Annotated in this window: 15 protein-coding genes; 5 read left to right on the plus strand and 10 right to left on the minus strand. The window is 68.7% G+C overall.

What is annotated here, in order from left to right; genetic code table 11:
• Positions 1–32: 32 nt before the first annotated feature.
• The 4 genes from ACLJRL_RS21635 to ACLJRL_RS21650 are packed head-to-tail and all read right to left on the minus strand — an operon-like array spanning position 33 to position 2,879.
• Positions 33–1,268: a serine hydrolase domain-containing protein gene (locus ACLJRL_RS21635; protein WP_410658054.1), complete on the minus strand. Its 1,236-nt coding sequence runs from the start codon at positions 1,266–1,268 to the stop codon at positions 33–35.
• Positions 1,269–1,278: 10 nt separating this feature from the next.
• Positions 1,279–2,079 (minus strand): siderophore-interacting protein, encoded by an 801-nt coding sequence (locus tag ACLJRL_RS21640; protein ID WP_410658055.1) that lies wholly within the window; start codon positions 2,077–2,079, stop codon positions 1,279–1,281.
• Positions 2,080–2,115: 36 nt separating this feature from the next.
• Positions 2,116–2,463: a hypothetical protein gene (locus tag ACLJRL_RS21645; RefSeq protein WP_410658056.1), complete on the minus strand. Its 348-nt coding sequence runs from the start codon at positions 2,461–2,463 to the stop codon at positions 2,116–2,118.
• Positions 2,464–2,468: 5 nt separating this feature from the next.
• On the minus strand, positions 2,469–2,879 hold the full coding sequence (locus ACLJRL_RS21650; RefSeq protein ID WP_410658057.1) for an SgcJ/EcaC family oxidoreductase: 411 nt from the start codon (positions 2,877–2,879) through the stop codon (positions 2,469–2,471).
• A gap of 110 nt (positions 2,880–2,989) precedes the next feature.
• Between ACLJRL_RS21650 and ACLJRL_RS21655 the strand changes: the two genes are divergently transcribed.
• The gene (locus ACLJRL_RS21655) at positions 2,990–3,664 is read left to right on the plus strand and encodes a TetR/AcrR family transcriptional regulator (RefSeq protein ID WP_410658058.1); all 675 of its coding nucleotides are present in this window, start codon (positions 2,990–2,992) and stop codon (positions 3,662–3,664) included.
• A gap of 211 nt (positions 3,665–3,875) precedes the next feature.
• Here ACLJRL_RS21655 and ACLJRL_RS21660 read toward each other — a convergent pair whose 3' ends face one another.
• The 5 genes from ACLJRL_RS21660 to ACLJRL_RS21680 are packed head-to-tail and all read right to left on the minus strand — an operon-like array spanning position 3,876 to position 8,791.
• A complete protein-coding gene (locus tag ACLJRL_RS21660; protein WP_410658059.1) occupies positions 3,876–4,898 on the minus strand; it encodes a GNAT family N-acetyltransferase in 1,023 nt (340 codons plus the stop codon).
• A complete protein-coding gene (locus ACLJRL_RS21665; protein WP_410658060.1) occupies positions 4,892–5,935 on the minus strand; it encodes a GNAT family N-acetyltransferase in 1,044 nt (347 codons plus the stop codon). The genes ACLJRL_RS21660 and ACLJRL_RS21665 overlap by 7 nt, the downstream gene beginning before the upstream one ends.
• Positions 5,932–7,029 carry a hypothetical protein gene (locus ACLJRL_RS21670; RefSeq protein ID WP_410658061.1) on the minus strand — a complete coding sequence of 366 codons (1,098 nt, stop codon included), beginning with the start codon at positions 7,027–7,029 and terminating at the stop codon, positions 5,932–5,934. The genes ACLJRL_RS21665 and ACLJRL_RS21670 overlap by 4 nt, the downstream gene beginning before the upstream one ends.
• Positions 7,030–7,031: 2 nt before the next feature.
• Entirely contained in the window at positions 7,032–8,069 is a 1,038-nt protein-coding gene (locus ACLJRL_RS21675) for a GNAT family N-acetyltransferase (protein WP_410658062.1), read from the minus strand.
• Positions 8,066–8,791 (minus strand): hypothetical protein, encoded by a 726-nt coding sequence (locus tag ACLJRL_RS21680; protein ID WP_410658291.1) that lies wholly within the window; start codon positions 8,789–8,791, stop codon positions 8,066–8,068. The genes ACLJRL_RS21675 and ACLJRL_RS21680 overlap by 4 nt, the downstream gene beginning before the upstream one ends.
• 323 nt (positions 8,792–9,114) lie before the next feature.
• Here ACLJRL_RS21680 and ACLJRL_RS21685 point away from each other — a divergent pair, with 323 nt between their 5' ends.
• The 4 genes from ACLJRL_RS21685 to ACLJRL_RS21700 are packed head-to-tail and all read left to right on the plus strand — an operon-like array spanning position 9,115 to position 15,142.
• Positions 9,115–11,355 carry a glycosyltransferase gene (locus ACLJRL_RS21685; protein ID WP_410658063.1) on the plus strand — a complete coding sequence of 747 codons (2,241 nt, stop codon included), beginning with the start codon at positions 9,115–9,117 and terminating at the stop codon, positions 11,353–11,355.
• Entirely contained in the window at positions 11,352–12,629 is a 1,278-nt protein-coding gene (locus ACLJRL_RS21690) for a hypothetical protein (RefSeq protein ID WP_410658064.1), read from the plus strand. The genes ACLJRL_RS21685 and ACLJRL_RS21690 overlap by 4 nt, the downstream gene beginning before the upstream one ends.
• Before the next feature lie 21 nt (positions 12,630–12,650).
• Entirely contained in the window at positions 12,651–14,453 is a 1,803-nt protein-coding gene (locus ACLJRL_RS21695; protein WP_410658065.1) for a carbamoyltransferase, read from the plus strand.
• A complete protein-coding gene (locus ACLJRL_RS21700; protein ID WP_410658066.1) occupies positions 14,450–15,142 on the plus strand; it encodes a hypothetical protein in 693 nt (230 codons plus the stop codon). The genes ACLJRL_RS21695 and ACLJRL_RS21700 overlap by 4 nt, the downstream gene beginning before the upstream one ends.
• Here the strand turns inward: ACLJRL_RS21700 and hemW are convergent.
• A complete protein-coding gene (gene hemW, locus ACLJRL_RS21705) occupies positions 15,135–16,349 on the minus strand; it encodes a radical SAM family heme chaperone HemW (RefSeq protein WP_410658067.1) in 1,215 nt (404 codons plus the stop codon). The two genes, ACLJRL_RS21700 and hemW, sit on opposite strands and share 8 nt — an antisense overlap.
• Positions 16,350–16,413: the final 64 nt, after the last annotated feature.

The raw sequence follows: 16,413 nt of genomic DNA on the forward strand, positions 1-16,413 counted from the left end.
AGGAATCGCCTGATGAGCTGCCCCAAGGGGCGTCAGCCGACGAGCGCTTGGTAGACCAGTTGGCGCAGTTCGACGCGGATCGGATAAGACGACGACGGCAGCAACTGCGTGAAGAACAGCACCGTGATGTCCTCGTCCGGATCGACCCAGAACGCGGTGCTCGCCGCGCCGCCCCAGGCGAATTCTCCCTCGCTGGCCGGAGTTTTCGCCTTGACCGGGTCCTGCAGCACGGAAAAGCCCAGCCCGAAGCCGAAGCCGTGGTACGGCGCCTCGGAGAACGAGCCCCGCCCGTACTCCTCCAGGTCCACACCACCCGGCAGGTGGTTGCTCGCCATGAGCTGCACCGTGCGCGGGCTCAGCAGCCGGACGCCGTCGAGTTCGCCGCCGCGGAGCAGCATCTGGGTGAACCGGTGATAGTCGCCCGCCGTCGAGACCAAGCCCCCGCCACCCGAGAAGCACGACGGCACCACGCGGCCGACGCTGCCCATCTCGTCGTGCCGCAACGGCGCCTTCGTCCGAGGATGGGGGACATACAGCGCGGCGAGCCTGTCGAGGACGTCGGAGCCTGCCTGGAAACCGGTTTCGTTCATGCCGAGCGGAGTGAAGATGCGTTCGGCGAAGAAGGTGTCCAGCGACTGACCGGACACGACCTCGACGAGCCTGCCGAGGACGTCCGTCGCGACCGAGTAGTTCCATTCCGTCCCGGGCTGGAACAACAGCGGCTGCCGCGCGACCGCCTCGGAGACACTCGCGAGGTCGAGGCCCGGCGGCGTGCTCCAGTCGAACCCGGCCTCGCGGTAGACCGCGTCGACCGGGTGCGTGCGGTGGAAACCGTAGGTCAGGCCCGCGGTGTGACTGAGCAGATGCCAGAGCCGGATCGGCTCCGTCGCGGCCTCGGTCGCCATCCGGACGAACGAGCCCCCGGTGAAGACGCGGGGCTCGGCGAACTCGGGCAGCCAGCGGGCGATCGGATCGTTGAGGTCGATGAGCCCCTCTTCGACGAGCATCATCGCGGCGACCGAGGTGACCGGCTTCGTCATCGAGAAGATGCGCCAGATCGTGTCGGTCTCCACCGGCAGCCCGGCCTCGATGTCCCGCTGCCCGTTCGCCGCGACGTGCGCGACCTTCCCGTTCCTGGTCACCACGGCCAGATACCCGGGGAGCAGGTTCTTCTCCAGATAGCGGTCGAAATGCCGATCGATCCGTCGCAGCCGTTCCGCGTCGAATCCCACTTCGGCCGGGTCGACGTCCACCTTCAGCTCGATCATGAGCCCGAGGCTACGCGTTCCGCTCGGCCCTTTTCTCTTCTCGCCAAGCCTCGTCGGACTTCCCGGCGCGCCAGTATCCGGAGATGGAAAGCAGATCGCGCCGCATCCCCCGCTCGTCGAGCAGATAACGTCGCAGGTCGCGGACGAACGCGGCTTCACCGTGCACGAAGGCCTGGACGACGCCGTCGTGCCAGTCGAGCGCGCGGACTGCGGCCGCCAGGTCGTCACCCCGGCTGCGGTGCAGCCAGGTGATCCGCGCTTCGGCCTTGGTGGTCAGCGTCTGCTCCTCGGCGGCGTCCTCGACGAGGATGACCGCGTGCGCGGGAACCCCCGCCGGCATCGCCTCGAGCGAGGCGGCGATCGCCGGCAAGGCGCTCTCGTCCCCGGCGAGCAGATGCCAGTCGGCCTCTTCGCCCGGCGCGTACGCCCCGCCAGGACCGGAGATCAGCACCTCGTCGCCCGGTTTCGCGGATGCGGCCCACGGACCGGCGATGCCCTCGTCACCGTGGTGGACGAAGTCGAGCACGAGTTCGCCGAGATGCCGGTCGAAAGCGCGGACGGTGTAGGAACGCATCCGCGGCCACTGCTCGCGCGGCAGTTCTTCGCGGACCTGCGCCAGATCGAAGGGCTCCGGATAGGCGACGCCGGGCACCCGGAAGTGCACCTTCACGTAGGCGTCGGTGAATCCGTTGGGCTGGAACGAGGCGATCTCCTCGCCGCCTGCGACGATGCGGACCATATGCGGGGTGATCCGCTCGGTGCGCAGCACCCGCAACCGGGTCGCCGACGCCGCCTTTCGCGCCTCGGCCATCCGCGGCTCCTCTCGAAAAGTCTAAGTTAGGTGAACCTAATCGAGCCTACGCCTCTCGCCGGTTGACCGGTGGAGGTCTCCCATCATCCGATCAAAGGCCTCCTGGACCTTCGCCGGGAACCCGATGAAGAACCGGTTGGCCAGCGGTACGGCCCAGCGTCCACGGGAAGCGACGTTGTACACCCGGTGGATCACCCGGGCTCCCCCTTGATCATCCTCGACGAGGTATTCGCCGCGATACCACCAGCCACCCTGTTGGGCGACCATGCGCCGCTCCGGGTCGACCTCGAAGCCGGGGTTGTACTGCTGCGCTTCCAGACTCGCCGCGAGCCGGGCGAAGACCTCGGCGGCCGGCGCGGGGACCACGCCGGACACCTCGACCATCGGTTTCACGCCGCGGCCGGATCGCTCACCCGGGTGTTCTGGAACGACGCGACGCGCCAGCCACCGGATTCCTCGACGAGCACGTAGGTCAGCGTCGACGTCCGGCCCGGTTCGGGCTGGTCACCGTTCAGCGAGGAGCCGCCGCCGATCACCACGATCGCGACATCCGGCCGGACGAACCGGACTTTGGGCTCGCTCCCGCCGCCCACCAGCTTCGACCCCTTCAGCGGGCCTTCGAACAGGGCTCGGTGGGCATTTTCGATGACCACGCGGCCCGGCATGTTCATCCCGAAGAACGTCACGTAGTCGGCGTCCTCGGTGAACAGCCGCGCGTAGGCGGCGGCATCGCCGTCGTTCCACGCGTCGGTGAGGCGGCTCAGCACGGACAGGACCTCGTTCTGGCGTTCGATGCTCATGACTTCCTCCAGCTAGACGAACGGTGTTCGTTTGACGAACACCGTTCTACAGGCGAACGGCGTTCGCGTCAAGTAGAGTGCGCTCGAATCCCGGATCAGGAGGCGAACCAGTGAGCAGGCCCCGGCGTCGCGCCGAGAAACCCGTGCTGTCCCAGGAGCTCGTGGTGAAGACGGCACTGGACCTCCTCGCCGCCGAGGGACTGGAGGCGGTGAGCATGCGGCGGGTGGCTCAGGCGCTGGAGACCGGCCCGGCGTCGCTCTACGCCCATGTCGCGAACAAGGAAGAGCTCCACGAGCTGATGGTCGACCACGTGCTGGACTTCAGCCCGGTCCCCGAACCGGACCCGGACCGGTGGGTGGAGCAGGCGAAGGAACTGCTGCGCGGGAACGTGCGCGCGCTGACTGCGGTCCCTGGCATCGCGAAGATCGCTTGGGGCATCCCTGTTCCGGTCGGCGCGAACGCGCTGAACCAGGCGGAGGGGATGCTCGCGGTGCTGCGGGCGGGCGGTCTGGACCAGAAGCGGGCACTCTTCGCCGCCGACGCGTTATGGCTCTACGCCAAGGCTTTCGCCTATGAGGGCGCCGGCTGGCAGCACGGCGACATCGACCTGGCCGAGCAGGAGAAGCGCGGCAAGCAGATGGTCGAATACATGACGTCGTTCCCGCCGGGCACCTTCCCGAACCTGCTGGCCTCGGGCGAGTTCTTCAACGAAGAGACCGCGCAGGAACGCTTCGAGTTCGCCATCGACCTGTTCCTGACCGGTCTGGCACAGCTGAAAACCTAGTGTCGCGAGTCGTTAGTCTCGCGTCGCAAGTTCCACCGCGTGTTCCGCGTCCATTCACGCAAGTTCTCCGGCTGGACACGCGTGATCTCCCTCCAGTCACGCGTGTCCTCCCTAAGATCACGCGACAACCAGGGGGATCCTTTCGCGTGGCCACGAATTCGCCAACAGCATCATCTGACGTCCCAAAATCCACACAGTGCTGCGGCTTACTTCAGAGCAGAGCGACCGCGGCCGCGTATTGCGGCACCAGCCGCGCCCCCAGGGACACCTTCGTCTCCGCCATCTTCTTGCCGAACATCACCCGAGGCCGCCCGGTCTCCAACGCCCAACGCACCACTTCGCCGTAGAAGTGGAAATACAGGTTGGTACGTCCGCCCAGCTCCGGCGGGAGCGCCGCCCAGTTGCGGACGATCGGCAGGGTCGGGTGATCGAGAAGGGTCGTGATGGCGATCGCCCGGCCGGTGGCGGTCTCGCGGTAGGTGATGAGGTGCACGTCGGGCTGCCGCAGAAGGGCACTCCAGTAGCCCACGAACGCCGGAAGCGGCACGATCGGCACATCGTGGTGTTTGGATTCGTTGTGCCGCAACAATTCCGCGATCTCGACCGGATCGGCGTCGATACCGGGCACGACCCGCGCCTCGATCGAAGGATCGGCCTCGAAGGTGCGGAAGATCTTGCGCAGGTTGTATTTCCGTTTCTTGGCCAGTGAGTTCACCCAGTCGTCCCGGCTCGAGAACGGCGTGACGTCGAGGACGGCGAGGTCCTCGGTCCGGCGCACCGTCTTCAGCCCGCCGCGGACACTGTCCACTCCGGACTCACCGATCTGGCGCACCAGCAGTCCGCGCAGGCCGAAGCCGAGTTCCTCGCGCATGGCGGGGACGAACTGGTCCAGCAACCTGCCGACGCCACCGTCACCGTCCTCGTCGTCGAACCACCAGCCCGGCATCGAGGACGAACCGGGGGCACGGACGTCGAGCCCACCTAACCAGCCACGCCTCCCCGGGCGGGCGAACCGGTGCCGCCGCGTCAGTCCGGTGACCCACGCGGAGCTGACCACGCCACGCGGCTCCCCGTCCTCGAGCAGAACCGTGACCGGCTGCGGGGTGCGCGCCGCCCACGCCTGGGTGGTGAGCACCTCCCAGCTCCAGTCCGCGCGCAGACCGGCTTTGGCCCGCAACGGTTTCCAGTACGCGGGCTCCGGATCGCGCCGGGGGTCCAGCACCTCGATCACCATCGGGTCACCGGCCTCGGCACGATGACCCCGAGCAGCGGGACCGGCTGGAAACCGAGCGTCGCCTTCAGGTCGGTCAGCCCCCGCCCCATCGAGAGGGACTTCCGGTTGCCCTCGATCATGTAGCGCACGTTACGGACGACAGTCTCGAAGTAGAGATGCTTCGGCCGTCCCTCTTCCGGCGCCACCGCGGCCCAATGCTGGTGCAGTGCCGCCACCGGGTGATCGAGCACGGTGCCGAACGCGAGCAGTCTGCCGTCGGCGTCGTGGTAGGTCGAGGTGATCACGTCCGGCCTGCGCACGAGTTCGGCAAGGTACTCGGCGGTGACCGGACCACGCCGGTCGAACTTCACCGGCCCCATCCGCTCGCGGTGCACCCGCAGCAGCGTGGCCAGCTCCAGTGCGTCGAGGTCGGTGCGGGCGGCTTCGGTGCGAACGACCACTCCCGGGTCCGCGGCGACCTTCTTCACCTGCCCGCGCAGGCTCAGCCGCCTGCTGCGGCGCAAGGACGCCAGCCATCCTTCGACATCGACGAACCTGTTCTCCAGCACCGATGTCGGCTGCGTGTCGAGAACGGGCCGTCCCCGCCCGGACAGCATGTGGATCGATTCCGGCTCTACAGTGCGGTAAACGACGCCGAGGCAGCCGGGACCGGTGAAGCGGCAGACGGCCCGCTCGAACCGGCGCATGATCTCCCGTCGGGCGGCGGCGTCGACCTCGTCCGCGAACAACCACGGCGGATATCCGGAAAGCCACGCATGCTGCACCTCGACCCAGCGCGGTCCCAGCCGCGCGACACCGCGCACCGCGCCGGGCCCGTCCGGGGACACCGGTGCGCACAGCATCGCCAGCACCGCGGCGACGATCTCTCCCCCGTCACTGATCACGGTCAGGACGTTGGGGCTGCGGGAGAACCGCGATTCCACCCGGAGCAACCCGTAGTCCCACGGGACCGGCGCCTGCTGGGCGGCGAGGAACGCGGCCCAGCCCTCGGGTTCGGCATCGGTTCGCGGGTCGAGCACCCGCACTTCCCAGGTCATCGGCCCAGCACCGGTCTCGGCACGGCGACCGAGACCAGGGACCTGGTGCCGAAGCCGAGCGCGGTCTTGTTCTCCAGCATCGCCCGGCCGGCCGTCAGTTCGCGGCGCCCGTGCGTGATCATGTGCTCCACTCCCCTGGCGTAGAAGTCGACATAGAGGCTTTTCCGCCCACCGCCCGCACTCGGCAGCGCGGCCCACTGGTGCAGCACGCATTCGCCGAAGGAATCGAACAGCGTGCCGAATCCCAGCAGCCGCCCGGATCCGTCACGGTAGGTACGGGTGATGACGTCCGGGCGACGCACGAGTGCGTCCAGGTAGGACGGTGCGATCGGGCTCCGGGTGTCCATGTGCAGCCCGCCGAAGCGCGACCGCTGCCCCCCGGCCCAAGCCCGTTCGTCCTGCCTGGCGCGGTGGGCGTTGAGCAGGACGGCGAGTTCGTGGCAGTCCAGGTCCTGGCGGGCGGGGGCCGCCTCGGTGCGCAGGTCCCCGTCCTCGCGCAGGTCGCGCAGTGTCTTCCGGATCTCGTCGCCGAGTGACCGTTCCCAGTCGTCCACAGTGGAATAGTCGTTGGGCAGCACGGCGGCCGGGTCGATCTTCCGGGAGATCCGGCCTCGGCCTGCCAACGCCGGGAGGAGTTCCGGGTTCATCGCACGGTAGATCACGCCCAGCAGCCCAGGGCCGAGGTGAGCGCACAGTGCCCGTTCGAACCGGCGGACCACTTCCCTCCGCTCGACGGCGTCCAGCCGCTCGTCGAGCACCCCGGCGGGATAGCCGCTGAGCTGCCAGAGATAGGCCTCGGCCCAGCGCGGGCGGAACCGTCCACCGAGGACGGACAGCGGCGCGAAGTCGTCCGCCCGCCAGCTCCGGCACACCATCACGGTGAACGCGCCGACGACCTGCTCGCCTCTGCGGAGCACCGCGAGTACCGCGGGGTTCTTCGCCAGCCAGGCTTCCCGGCGCAGGACCTCATAGTCCCAGACCGGCAACAACCTCGCCCGATGCAGGAATTCCCGCCAGCCCGCGGGTTCGGCCGCGCTCCTCGGATCGAGCACCTCGACCTCGAACGCGGTCACCGGCACCTCGGTCACGCTCATCGTCACCCTCCCAGTACCGGTCTCGGCACGGCCGCGGAGTACACCGGGCGCGCCCGGAATCCCAGCGTCGCCTTGAGTTCGGGCAGACCTCGTCCGGCCGTGAGTTCCTTGACACCGCGGCGGGTGGCGTAGCGCATGGCACGGATGTAGGAGTCGAAGAGCAGCCCCTGCTTCCCGCCTTCGCTCTCCGGCAAAGTGCCCCAATGCTGTTTGACCGGGCTGTCCGGATGATCCAGCAGGGTGTTCACCGCGAGCAGCCTGCCGCCGGCGTCGGTGTAGGTCAGCGTGTGCACGTCCGGCCGCCGCAGGAACCTGTGCAGGAACGCCGCCGTCGGCATCGTGCGGGTGTCGAGCGCGAGGACGCCGTGCCGTTCCCGGTGCGCTTGGAGGAGCGTCGCGACCTCGGCGCTGTCGAGGTCGTCGCGTCCCGGACCGCCTTTGACCACGACGTCCGGATCGTCGGCCAGCCTGCGCCGCTGCCGTCGCAGCCCGCCACGCCGGGACTTGCCCAGGGAAGCGATCCACTCGTCTTCCGAGCCGAAGCAGTTGTCCAGCACCGCGACCGTGTCGACGAGTTTCACCAGCCTGCCGCGGCCGCGGAGATCCCGGGCGAGGTCTTCCCCGAGCGCCCGGTACAGGACACCGAGCAGCCCGGGGCCGAGCCTCGGCCGCAGGGAGCGTTCGAATTCCCGGAGCACGGCACGACGTTCGCCCGCGGGGAATCCCGGAGCGAACACGATGCCGGGATAGCCGCTGAGCCACGGCTGGCACACTTCCGCCCAGAACGGGCGCAGCAGCCGATGCCCCGGCGTCGGTGCGAAACGGTGACGCAGCCGCGGGCGGCACACCAGGACCGACATCGCCGCGATGATCCCGGCGTCGCCGGAGACGGTGACCAGTACCGGCGGGTTCCTCGCGATCCAGGCGTCGAGACCCATGACCTCGTAGTCCCACACCGGATGCAGCCGCGCCGCCTGGAAGAACTCCGGCCATCCCTCGGGAACGGGATCGGTGCGCGGATCGTGGAAGTGGATCTTCACCTGAGCACGACCGGGGTGCCGTGCCGGGGACAGGGCGCGATCTCCCCGCGGACCCCGCCGGCCGGGAGCACGTCCACGAACCGCGGCGAATCCTGGCGCAGCAAAGTGAACGCGAGCCCACCCGAGGTCGAGCGCGCGTAGACACGGGGCCAGTCGAGATGCCAGCGGCCGCAGGATTCGAGCGCACCCAGGTAGCCCAACGCCGGATCGTGCAGGACGCCGTACGGTCCGGTGTCCCTTGTGTCCAGTTCTCGTCGCGGTACGGATTCGACCCGATACGCACGGTCTTCGGGCAGTGCGGCGGCGAAAACCGCGAGCTGCTTGTCGTCCCCGACCGCGAGCACCCGTTGACCACGGCGGAGCGCGGCGGCCAGTTCGGCGACCACACCGGACGCCGGGGTGTCGGGATCCACCACACAGCAACGGACTCCGCGCGGCAGATCGGACGGCGGACGCACCGCCTCGTCACCGAGTACGACGACCAGTGCGCCTTGCTCGAGAAAACGTGCCTTACGCAGCACGGGACCCAGGCCTCGGTTCGGCTCGATCCGGTGTGCCCCACCGGCGAGCGGGACCAGGTCGACGATCTTGTGCACTGCCTCGGCCAGCGGCGCGGCGCCGGCGTCCGTCCCGGTGCGACCCGGCACCAGCACCGGATCCGTTCTGCCGTCGAGCGCCCAGCGCTCCCGGTAGAACGGCACCGTCGCGAAGGCCGACCGCACGGAACGCCGGTAAGCGGCCCGCCAGGCAGCACTCACCCCCAATTCCCACATGGCGCGCAAGCCTGCGTCATCGACGCCCGCTTGGGAACAGGCGATGCGTAGTTCATCCGATTCCCGGTGAAATTCCCTCCTTTTCGACTGAGCTGAAAGGAGGAACTTTCCGACATGTCTGGCGGGAACAAAGTGAACCTGCCTATAACACCGGGAACTTTCGAGTCGGCACGATCTGCCGGCCGGTCCGCGCCGAGGGAACACATGAACCGTGAAATCACCACCGGTGACACTGCGAACACACTATCGCACTCACCGCAAGGGCTCGCCAGATGACCTGGTCAGCGCCCGGCCCCGTACAAAGTGGACTCACCGTAGTCATCCCGTGCTTCAACGAGGTCGACAACATCGAGCCGTCCTACCAAGAGATCGTCGCCGAGTTGGGGAATCTCCCACTCGAATTACTCTACGTGGACGATGGGAGTACAGACGGTTCACTGGACGTCATCCGCGCTCTCGCGCACGCGGATCCCCGCGTGCGCTATGTATCCTTCACCCGCAATTTCGGGTTCGAAGCGGCCTTTTCCGCGGGATACCGGTACGCGGGTAAACCGTGGATCTTGCACATAGACGCCGACCAGCAGTTTCCCGCTTCGGAAGCGGCGAAATTGATCGCCGCGGCGGAGGACGGGAATGACGCCGTCTTCGGTGTCCGCACCAACCGGCAAGACCCGTTGCTGCGCCGCTGGGGTACCGCGGCCTTCCATTTCCTGGGCCGCCGGGTGCTGCGCATCGAGATCCCGCCGGGCGCGACGGCCTTCCGCCTGGTGCGCACCGAACTGGCGCGCAAGATCGTCGATCTCCGTCTCGGCACGCCGTACTTCCTGGCGACCGTCCCGCGGCTGACCAGCCGCTACACCACCGTCGGAGTGGCACACCGCGCCCGGGAACGCGGAGAGTCCAAAGTGGGCTTCGGTTTCCTGTCCTCCCACGCCATCGAACTGTTCGTCGGGTTCACCCGGCGACTGACGACGGCGGCGTCGACCACCGCGCTGATGAGCGCCGGGCTCGCGCTGCTCGCGGGCGTCGCGACCGCGTTCGGCCTGCTCGGCCTGAGCGCGACGTCGGCGCTGACGTTCGCCCTGCTCTCCGTGGTGCTGACGGTGCTTTCGCTGACCGTCCGCTACCTCGTCGTGGTCGGCGCGGGTCAGCCGAGACCACGGCAGTTCTACATCAGGGAAGCGAGTTTCCCGGTCGACGAGGACGACCGGCTCTACACCTCGGCGGAAGCCGAATTTCAACCTGGGGAAAGGCAAGCGGGAGTGAAGAAACCCGGAACCAACGACACGGCGGCACCCAAGAGCCTGGTGATCCTGGGCGGGGCCGACGGTTCGGTCAGTACCTACCACCGAGCGCGGGACCTCGGGTTCCGCACCATCTGCGTGGACGTCCGCGCCGGCGCGCCGGGGGTGGAACTCGCGGACGAGTTCGTCCAGGTCAGTGTGCGCGCGCCGGAACAGATCGCGGCCGCGCTGGAAGGGCGCGACGACATCGCCGGCGTGCTGTGCCCGGCCAGCGACGTCGGGCTGCCCACCCTCGCCTGGCTCACCCGGCACTGGAACCTGCCGGACCCGCTGCCCGAAGCCGCCGTGGCCGCGTCCGTCGACAAGTCCGTCTTCCGGGACCTCTGCGATCGGCTGCGCCTGCCGAGTTATCGCAGCGTCGGCGGGAAACCGGGGCCGGACCTCGTCCTCGCCGCCCAGCAACTCCGGTTCCCCGCTCTGGTGAAACCGGTCGACTCCTCCGGGAGCCGGGGCGTGGTCTCGTGCGCGAGTCCCGGCGGGCTGAGCACGGCGTTCACCGAATCGCTGGCGTTCTCGCCGTCCGGGCGGCTCGTCGTCGAAGAACACCTCGACGGTTCGCACTACACGATCGAAGCGCTCGCGGTCGACGGCCGGATCGTCTTCCACGCGGTCACCCGGCGCACGCTCACCCCGCCGCCGTTCTTCGTGACGTCGTCACATCTCCTGCCGGCCGGGCTGCCGCCGGCGATCGACCGCGCGCTGCCCCTGATGCTGACCGCGCTGTGCGCCGAACTCGGCTACCGCACCGGCCCGCTCACCCTGGACGCCGTCCTCGGCCGCGACGGGAAGTTCTACCTGATCGAGATGGGCGCCCGGATGGGCGGGAACGGCCTGGCCGAAGCGATCGAACTCAGCACCGGCGTCGACCTGATCGCCGCGGGCATCGCCGCGGCGACGGGCGGCGAGGTCGTGCTCTCGCCCCGCACACCCCGGCCGACGCTGGTGCACATCCTCGCCTCCGACCGCGGCGGCCGGATCGTCCGGATCGAAGGCACCGACGAGGTCCGCGCGATGCCCGAGGTGAGCAGCCTGGAACTGTTCGCGGAACAGGATTCCTTCGTCAAACCGTACGAGCAGGCCGGCTACAAGATGGGCTACGCGGTGCTTTCCGCGTCGACGGTGCCCGAGGTACTCACGGCGGAAGACGCGTTGCGTGGCACCCTGAAATTCCTGCTCGACGAGCAGGGCATGGCGGTACCGCTCCCTTGACCGGCACCTCGCTCACCGGTGTCACCGGCACCTCGACGGCCGCCCCTCGGCCGTCGATGGTGCTCCGGTTGCTCGCCGGCCGGGGCGTCTTCCGGCTGGCGATCCAGGCGATGGGCCTGGTGCTGGTCACCGCGTGGGGAGCACACGACTACGGCCGGTTCGCCACCGCGCTCGGGCTGATGACGTGGCTGAACTTCGTGCCGTCCGCGGCGGAGAAGTCGGCGCTGAAATGCCTGCCACGGCTGCGAAAGACCCGGGACGCGGTCGCGGCGCTGGCCGTCCGCGTCGCGGTGGCCCCGGTGCTCGTGGTCCTGGCGGCGATGGCGGTCGCGCTTGTCGCCGCCCCGGAATCGGACGCCGCGCTGTACCTGACGGCCGCGGGCTGGTCGATCTCCGGAGGGCTGCTGATGACCGTCTCCGGGCTGCACCGGTTCCGTGGTAAGTCCACTTTGGACGCGCTGGCGTTCACCGCGGGCGCGCTGGTGGTCGGTGTGGTGACCGTGGGCACCTGGTTCGTCCGCTGGTCACCGCTGACCCATCTCGGCCTGCTGCTCGGCGGGATCCTGGTCATCCTCGGGTTCTCCGCGGCACTGCTGCCGAAGGAGTGGTTGCGCCCGGGGAAGGTGAACGGGCACCGGCTCATGCCCGCCTTCGGCCGGACCACGACGCTGCTCGGGATGACCGAGGTGCTCGACGTCCTCGCGACGTCGACGGTGTTCGGCGTGCTCGCGCTCGCCGGCCGGACCGTCGACAGTGGACCTTTCTACCTCGCTTTGCTGGCCAGCAGCGCGTTCTGCTCGCTGCTGTTCTATCAGCTGCGGCTGCACCAGCCCGCGATCTCGACGCGGATGCGAGGCAGCGGGGCGGCCGCGGGCCGAGCCCGGGCGGTCGAATTGCTGAAGCTGGTCGAACGGGGTTCCCTGGTCTTCCTCGTGCTGGTGGGGATCGTGCTGGCGATCCCGGCGGGCCGCGCGATGCTGACCGAGGAGGGGACCACCGGGGCGTATCTGGTCCTCGGCGTTTTCGTGGTGGCCGAAACGGTGCTGTTCGCCGTCCGGCTGTACGCGGGCTTCCTGATCGAGAACACCAACAGCAAGGTCCTCACCCTCACCGCGTCGGCGTCGGTCGCCGGCCTGTTCGCCACGCCGCTGGCCGCCGCGGCGCTGGTCCCCGCGATGGGCCCGATCGGCGGGTTCGCCGCGCTCGTCTTCGCCATCGGCGTGCGGGCGACCGTGCTCCGGCGGCTGCTGCGCCGCCACCATCCCGAACTCTGAATGTCGCACTGGAGAAGGAACATGTACGTACTGGGTATCAGCAGGGTCCACGATTCGGCGGCCGCGCTCGTGCGCGACGGCGAGATCATCGCGTTCTCCGAAGAGGAACGCTTCACCCGGGTGAAGCACGACGGCGGATTTCCCGCGCACGCCATCAGGTTCTGCCTCGAACGCGCCGGGATCACGCTCGCCGACGTCGACCACGTCGCCTACTACTGGCAGCGCTGGCGTGAGGGCATCCACGCGGCGAAGGTGTTCGCGCGGTACTTCCCGGCGACGCTGGAGGTGTTCCGCAACGACAACGGCGACGACGGCGGCCGCTCGGCGAGCCTGGTGGACACCTACAAGACCGGTGGCGGCCAAGGGGTCGACGACTACCACGTCGGCGGCGCGGTGCTCGCGCACATCAAGCGGTCCTACACTCTCGAACGCGACGTGAAAGAAGCCGCGGAGTGGACCGGACCGACAAAGTTCAAGACACATCTGGTCGACCACCACAAGGCGCACGCGGCGAGTGGGTACTTCATCTCGCCGTGGGAAGAGTCGGCGGTGCTCACCTTCGACGGTATCGGCAGTGACGGGACCAGCACGTATCTGGGGCACGGCAAGGGAAACCGGATCATCGACCTGCGGCGGATCAAGTTCCCGCACTCGCTCGGCGCGATGTACGCCGGTGTCACCGGATACCTCGGCTTCTACCCCACCCGGGACGAAGGCAAGGTCATGGGCCTGGCGCCGCTGGGCAACGACACCTATGTCGACGCGTTCAAGCAACTGATTCACCTGGACGACGACGGCGGCTTCGAACTCGATCTGAGTTTCTTCGGTCACCACCGCACCGCCAAGCACGTGATGTCGCAGAAGTTCGCCGACACCTTCGGCCCCGCCCGGCCCAAGACCAGGGTCACCGCGGAGAACCCGGTGCCGCAGCACTATTGCGACATCGCCTACGCGCTGCAGGTGACCCTGGAAGAAGCCGGGTTGCACCTGGCGCGCTGGCTGCAGCGGGAGACCGGGTCGAAACGGCTCTGCGTCGCGGGCGGTGTCGCGCTGAACAGCGTGATGAACGGACGGCTCCTGCTGGAGACGCCGTTCGAGGACTTCTTCGCCCAGCCCGCGGCCGCCGACGACGGCTGCGCGCTCGGTTCGGCGCTGGAGGTGTCGGTCGGCAAGTACGGCAAGCCGCGTCCCCGTGACGGCTACACCTACACCGGTCCGGACTATACCGAGGCGGAGATGGAACTGGCGTTGCAGGACGCCGGGATCCGCTACACCAAGGTCGACGACATCGCCGCGCACACGGCCGGGAAGATCGCCGAGGGCAAGATCGTCGGCTGGGTGCAGGGCCGGATGGAATGCGGGCCGCGCGCGCTCGGGAACCGGTCGCTGGTGGCCGACCCGCGCGACCCCGATTCGAAGACGCGGATGAACGAAAAGGTCAAGCACCGCGAGGCGTTCCGGCCGTTCGCGCCGTCGTGCCTGGAAGAACGCGCGGGCGACTACTTCGTCAGCGACTATCCGTCGCCGGTCATGCTGCTGGTGTTCGACGTCCTGCCGGACAAACGCGACGAGGTCCCGGCGATCACCCACGTCGACGGAACCGCCCGCGTGCAGACGGTGAGCAAGACGGACAATCCGCTCTACTACCGGCTGATCAGCGAGTTCGAGAAGATCACCGGCGTGCCGATGGTGGTCAATACCTCATTCAACGACAACAACGAGCCGATCGTCGCCAGCCCGGCCGACGCCGTGGCCTGCTATCTCAAGACCGACGTCGACGCTCTCGCCCTCGGGCCGTTCTGGGCGGAGAAGGAGACCGAATGACCGCCACCCTGCCTGAAACGACCGGTTGGGTGCCCACGCTTTACCGGCACCGCAAGTGGCTGTGGCTGGTGGCCGCCGTCCCGGCCGTGGTCACCGCCCTGCTGATCATGGTGGTCCTGCCGCCGGACCAGACGCTGGAGAGCGTCGCGGACTGGGCGTTCAAGCTGTGCCCGTTCGTGTTCGCGGTCGCCACGGTGGCGCTCTTCCCGCGCACCAAGTGGGGGCCGGCGCTGATCGTGCTCGCGGTCTTCGTCTACATGTCCTATTTGGACACCGAGCTGATCATGCGGATCCAGGCGTTCGCCCGCAACGCCGCCACCGACGAGAACGCCTTCCAGCCTGTCTACCAGTTCGAACTGTTCGTCGTGACCTTCATCGTCCTGTTCGGACTGATGGCCTACCGGCTCGGCGGCGGCCGGACGGCGAACGTGCTCAAGACCGGGATCGCGTCGATCCTGGTGGTGATCTCGGGCGCGAACGACCTGACTTTCTGGGCGCTCAACGACGTCTGGTCGGCGGGAACGAAACCGACCGAGCTGAAGTGGGCCTCGCATATGATCGTGTTCCTCGGCGGACCGCCGAGCGTGCCGGTCGCGGTCGCGTTCATGCTGGTGCACCTGGTGCTGGCGGCGGTGATCGTGGCGCTGCCGGTCGGGCGATGGGTGGACCGCGCGCTCGGCGTCAGGTGAGCCGGCGCACCAGGCCGTCGGCCAGCAACCGCCCCCGGTCGGTCAGCACAGCACGGCCCTGAGTGTCCAAAGCGGACTGCACGAGCAGGCCTTCGGCGGCGGCGGCGCGGGCTTCGGTCACGCCGTCGCCGTCGAGGGCGTCGAGCGGAAGTCCTTCCGACAGCCGGAGTTCCAGCATCACGCGTTCCAGGTGCCGGTCTTCGTCGGTGAGCAGTTCGCGACCCGCCGCCGGTGAGTCCCCGGCGGCGAGCGAGGCGGCGTAGCGGGCGGGGTGCTTGACGTTCCACCAGCGGACGCCGCCGACGTGGCTGTGCGCGCCGGGACCGGCGCCCCACCAGTCGCCGCCGCGCCAGTAGCCGATGTTGTGCCGGCAGCGGGCTTCCTCGGACGTCGCCCAGTTCGACACCTCGTACCAGTGCAAACCGGCCGAAGCGAGGACGCGGTCGATGAGTTCGTAGTCGGCGGCGAGCACGTCGTCGTCCGGTGCGGGCAGTTCGCCGCGGCGGATGCGGCGGGCGAGCGCGGTGCCCTCTTCGACGATCAGGGCGTACGCCGAGACGTGGTCGACCCCGGCGGCCAGTACCGCGTCCAGCGAGGCCTGGAGGTCCTCGATCCGCTCCCCCGGCGTGCCGTAGATGACGTCGAGGTTGACGTGCTCGAACCCGGCGGCGCGGGCCTCTTCGGCCGCGGCGACCGGACGTCCGACCGTGTGCACGCGGTCGAGGATCTGCAGCACGTGCTGGGCGGCCGACTGCATGCCGAGCGAGATCCGGTTGTAGCCCGCGTCACGAATGCCCGCGAAGAACTCCGGCGAGGTGGACTCCGGGTTGGACTCCGTCGTCACTTCCGCGCCGGGGGCGAGGCCGAAGGTGTCGCGGACGGCGTCCAGGACACTGCGCAGCCCGTCGGCGCCGAGCAGGGACGGCGTGCCTCCGCCGACGAAGACGGTGTCGACGGCGGGCGGCTTCCCGAGCACTCGGGCGGCGAGGTCGAACTCGCGCTTGAGGCCTTCGAGCCAGGACTGTGGCGAGGAATCGCTGTCCAGCTCACCGGCGGTGTAGGTGTTGAAGTCGCAGTAGCCGCACCGGGTCGCGCAGAACGGCACGTGCACGTAGACCCCGAACGGCCGGGTGCCGAGCCCTTCCAGCGCGCTCTCGGGGAGCGCGGACTCGACGGGCGTGGTGGTCTCGAGTGACAGTGCGGGCACACCCCAGTCTCCCCCACGCCGTGAAGGCCTCCTTCCCTACCCTGAAGGTAGTGAAGGAGGCCTT

This window comes from Amycolatopsis sp. lyj-112 (genome assembly GCF_046549055.1).
In the GTDB taxonomy this organism is placed as follows: Bacteria; Actinomycetota; Actinomycetes; order Mycobacteriales; family Pseudonocardiaceae; genus Amycolatopsis.

Excerpts from the sequence above, each read along its gene's own strand:
- ACLJRL_RS21665 (WP_410658060.1), bottom strand. The coding sequence starts at position 5,935 with ATGACCTGGGAAGTGCGGGTGCTCGACCCGCGAACCGATGCCGAACCC.
- ACLJRL_RS21635 (WP_410658054.1), bottom strand. The coding sequence starts at position 1,268 with ATGATCGAGCTGAAGGTGGACGTCGACCCGGCCGAAGTGGGATTCGAC.
- ACLJRL_RS21660 (WP_410658059.1), bottom strand. The coding sequence starts at position 4,898 with ATGGTGATCGAGGTGCTGGACCCCCGGCGCGATCCGGAGCCCGCGTAC.
- ACLJRL_RS21645 (WP_410658056.1), bottom strand. The coding sequence starts at position 2,463 with ATGGTCGAGGTGTCCGGCGTGGTCCCCGCGCCGGCCGCCGAGGTCTTC.
- ACLJRL_RS21670 (WP_410658061.1), bottom strand. The coding sequence starts at position 7,029 with ATGAGCGTGACCGAGGTGCCGGTGACCGCGTTCGAGGTCGAGGTGCTC.
- ACLJRL_RS21685 (WP_410658063.1), top strand. The coding sequence starts at position 9,115 with ATGACCTGGTCAGCGCCCGGCCCCGTACAAAGTGGACTCACCGTAGTC.
- ACLJRL_RS21695 (WP_410658065.1), top strand. The coding sequence starts at position 12,651 with ATGTACGTACTGGGTATCAGCAGGGTCCACGATTCGGCGGCCGCGCTC.
- ACLJRL_RS21650 (WP_410658057.1), bottom strand. The coding sequence starts at position 2,879 with ATGAGCATCGAACGCCAGAACGAGGTCCTGTCCGTGCTGAGCCGCCTC.
- ACLJRL_RS21700 (WP_410658066.1), top strand. The coding sequence starts at position 14,450 with ATGACCGCCACCCTGCCTGAAACGACCGGTTGGGTGCCCACGCTTTAC.
- ACLJRL_RS21640 (WP_410658055.1), bottom strand. The coding sequence starts at position 2,079 with ATGGCCGAGGCGCGAAAGGCGGCGTCGGCGACCCGGTTGCGGGTGCTG.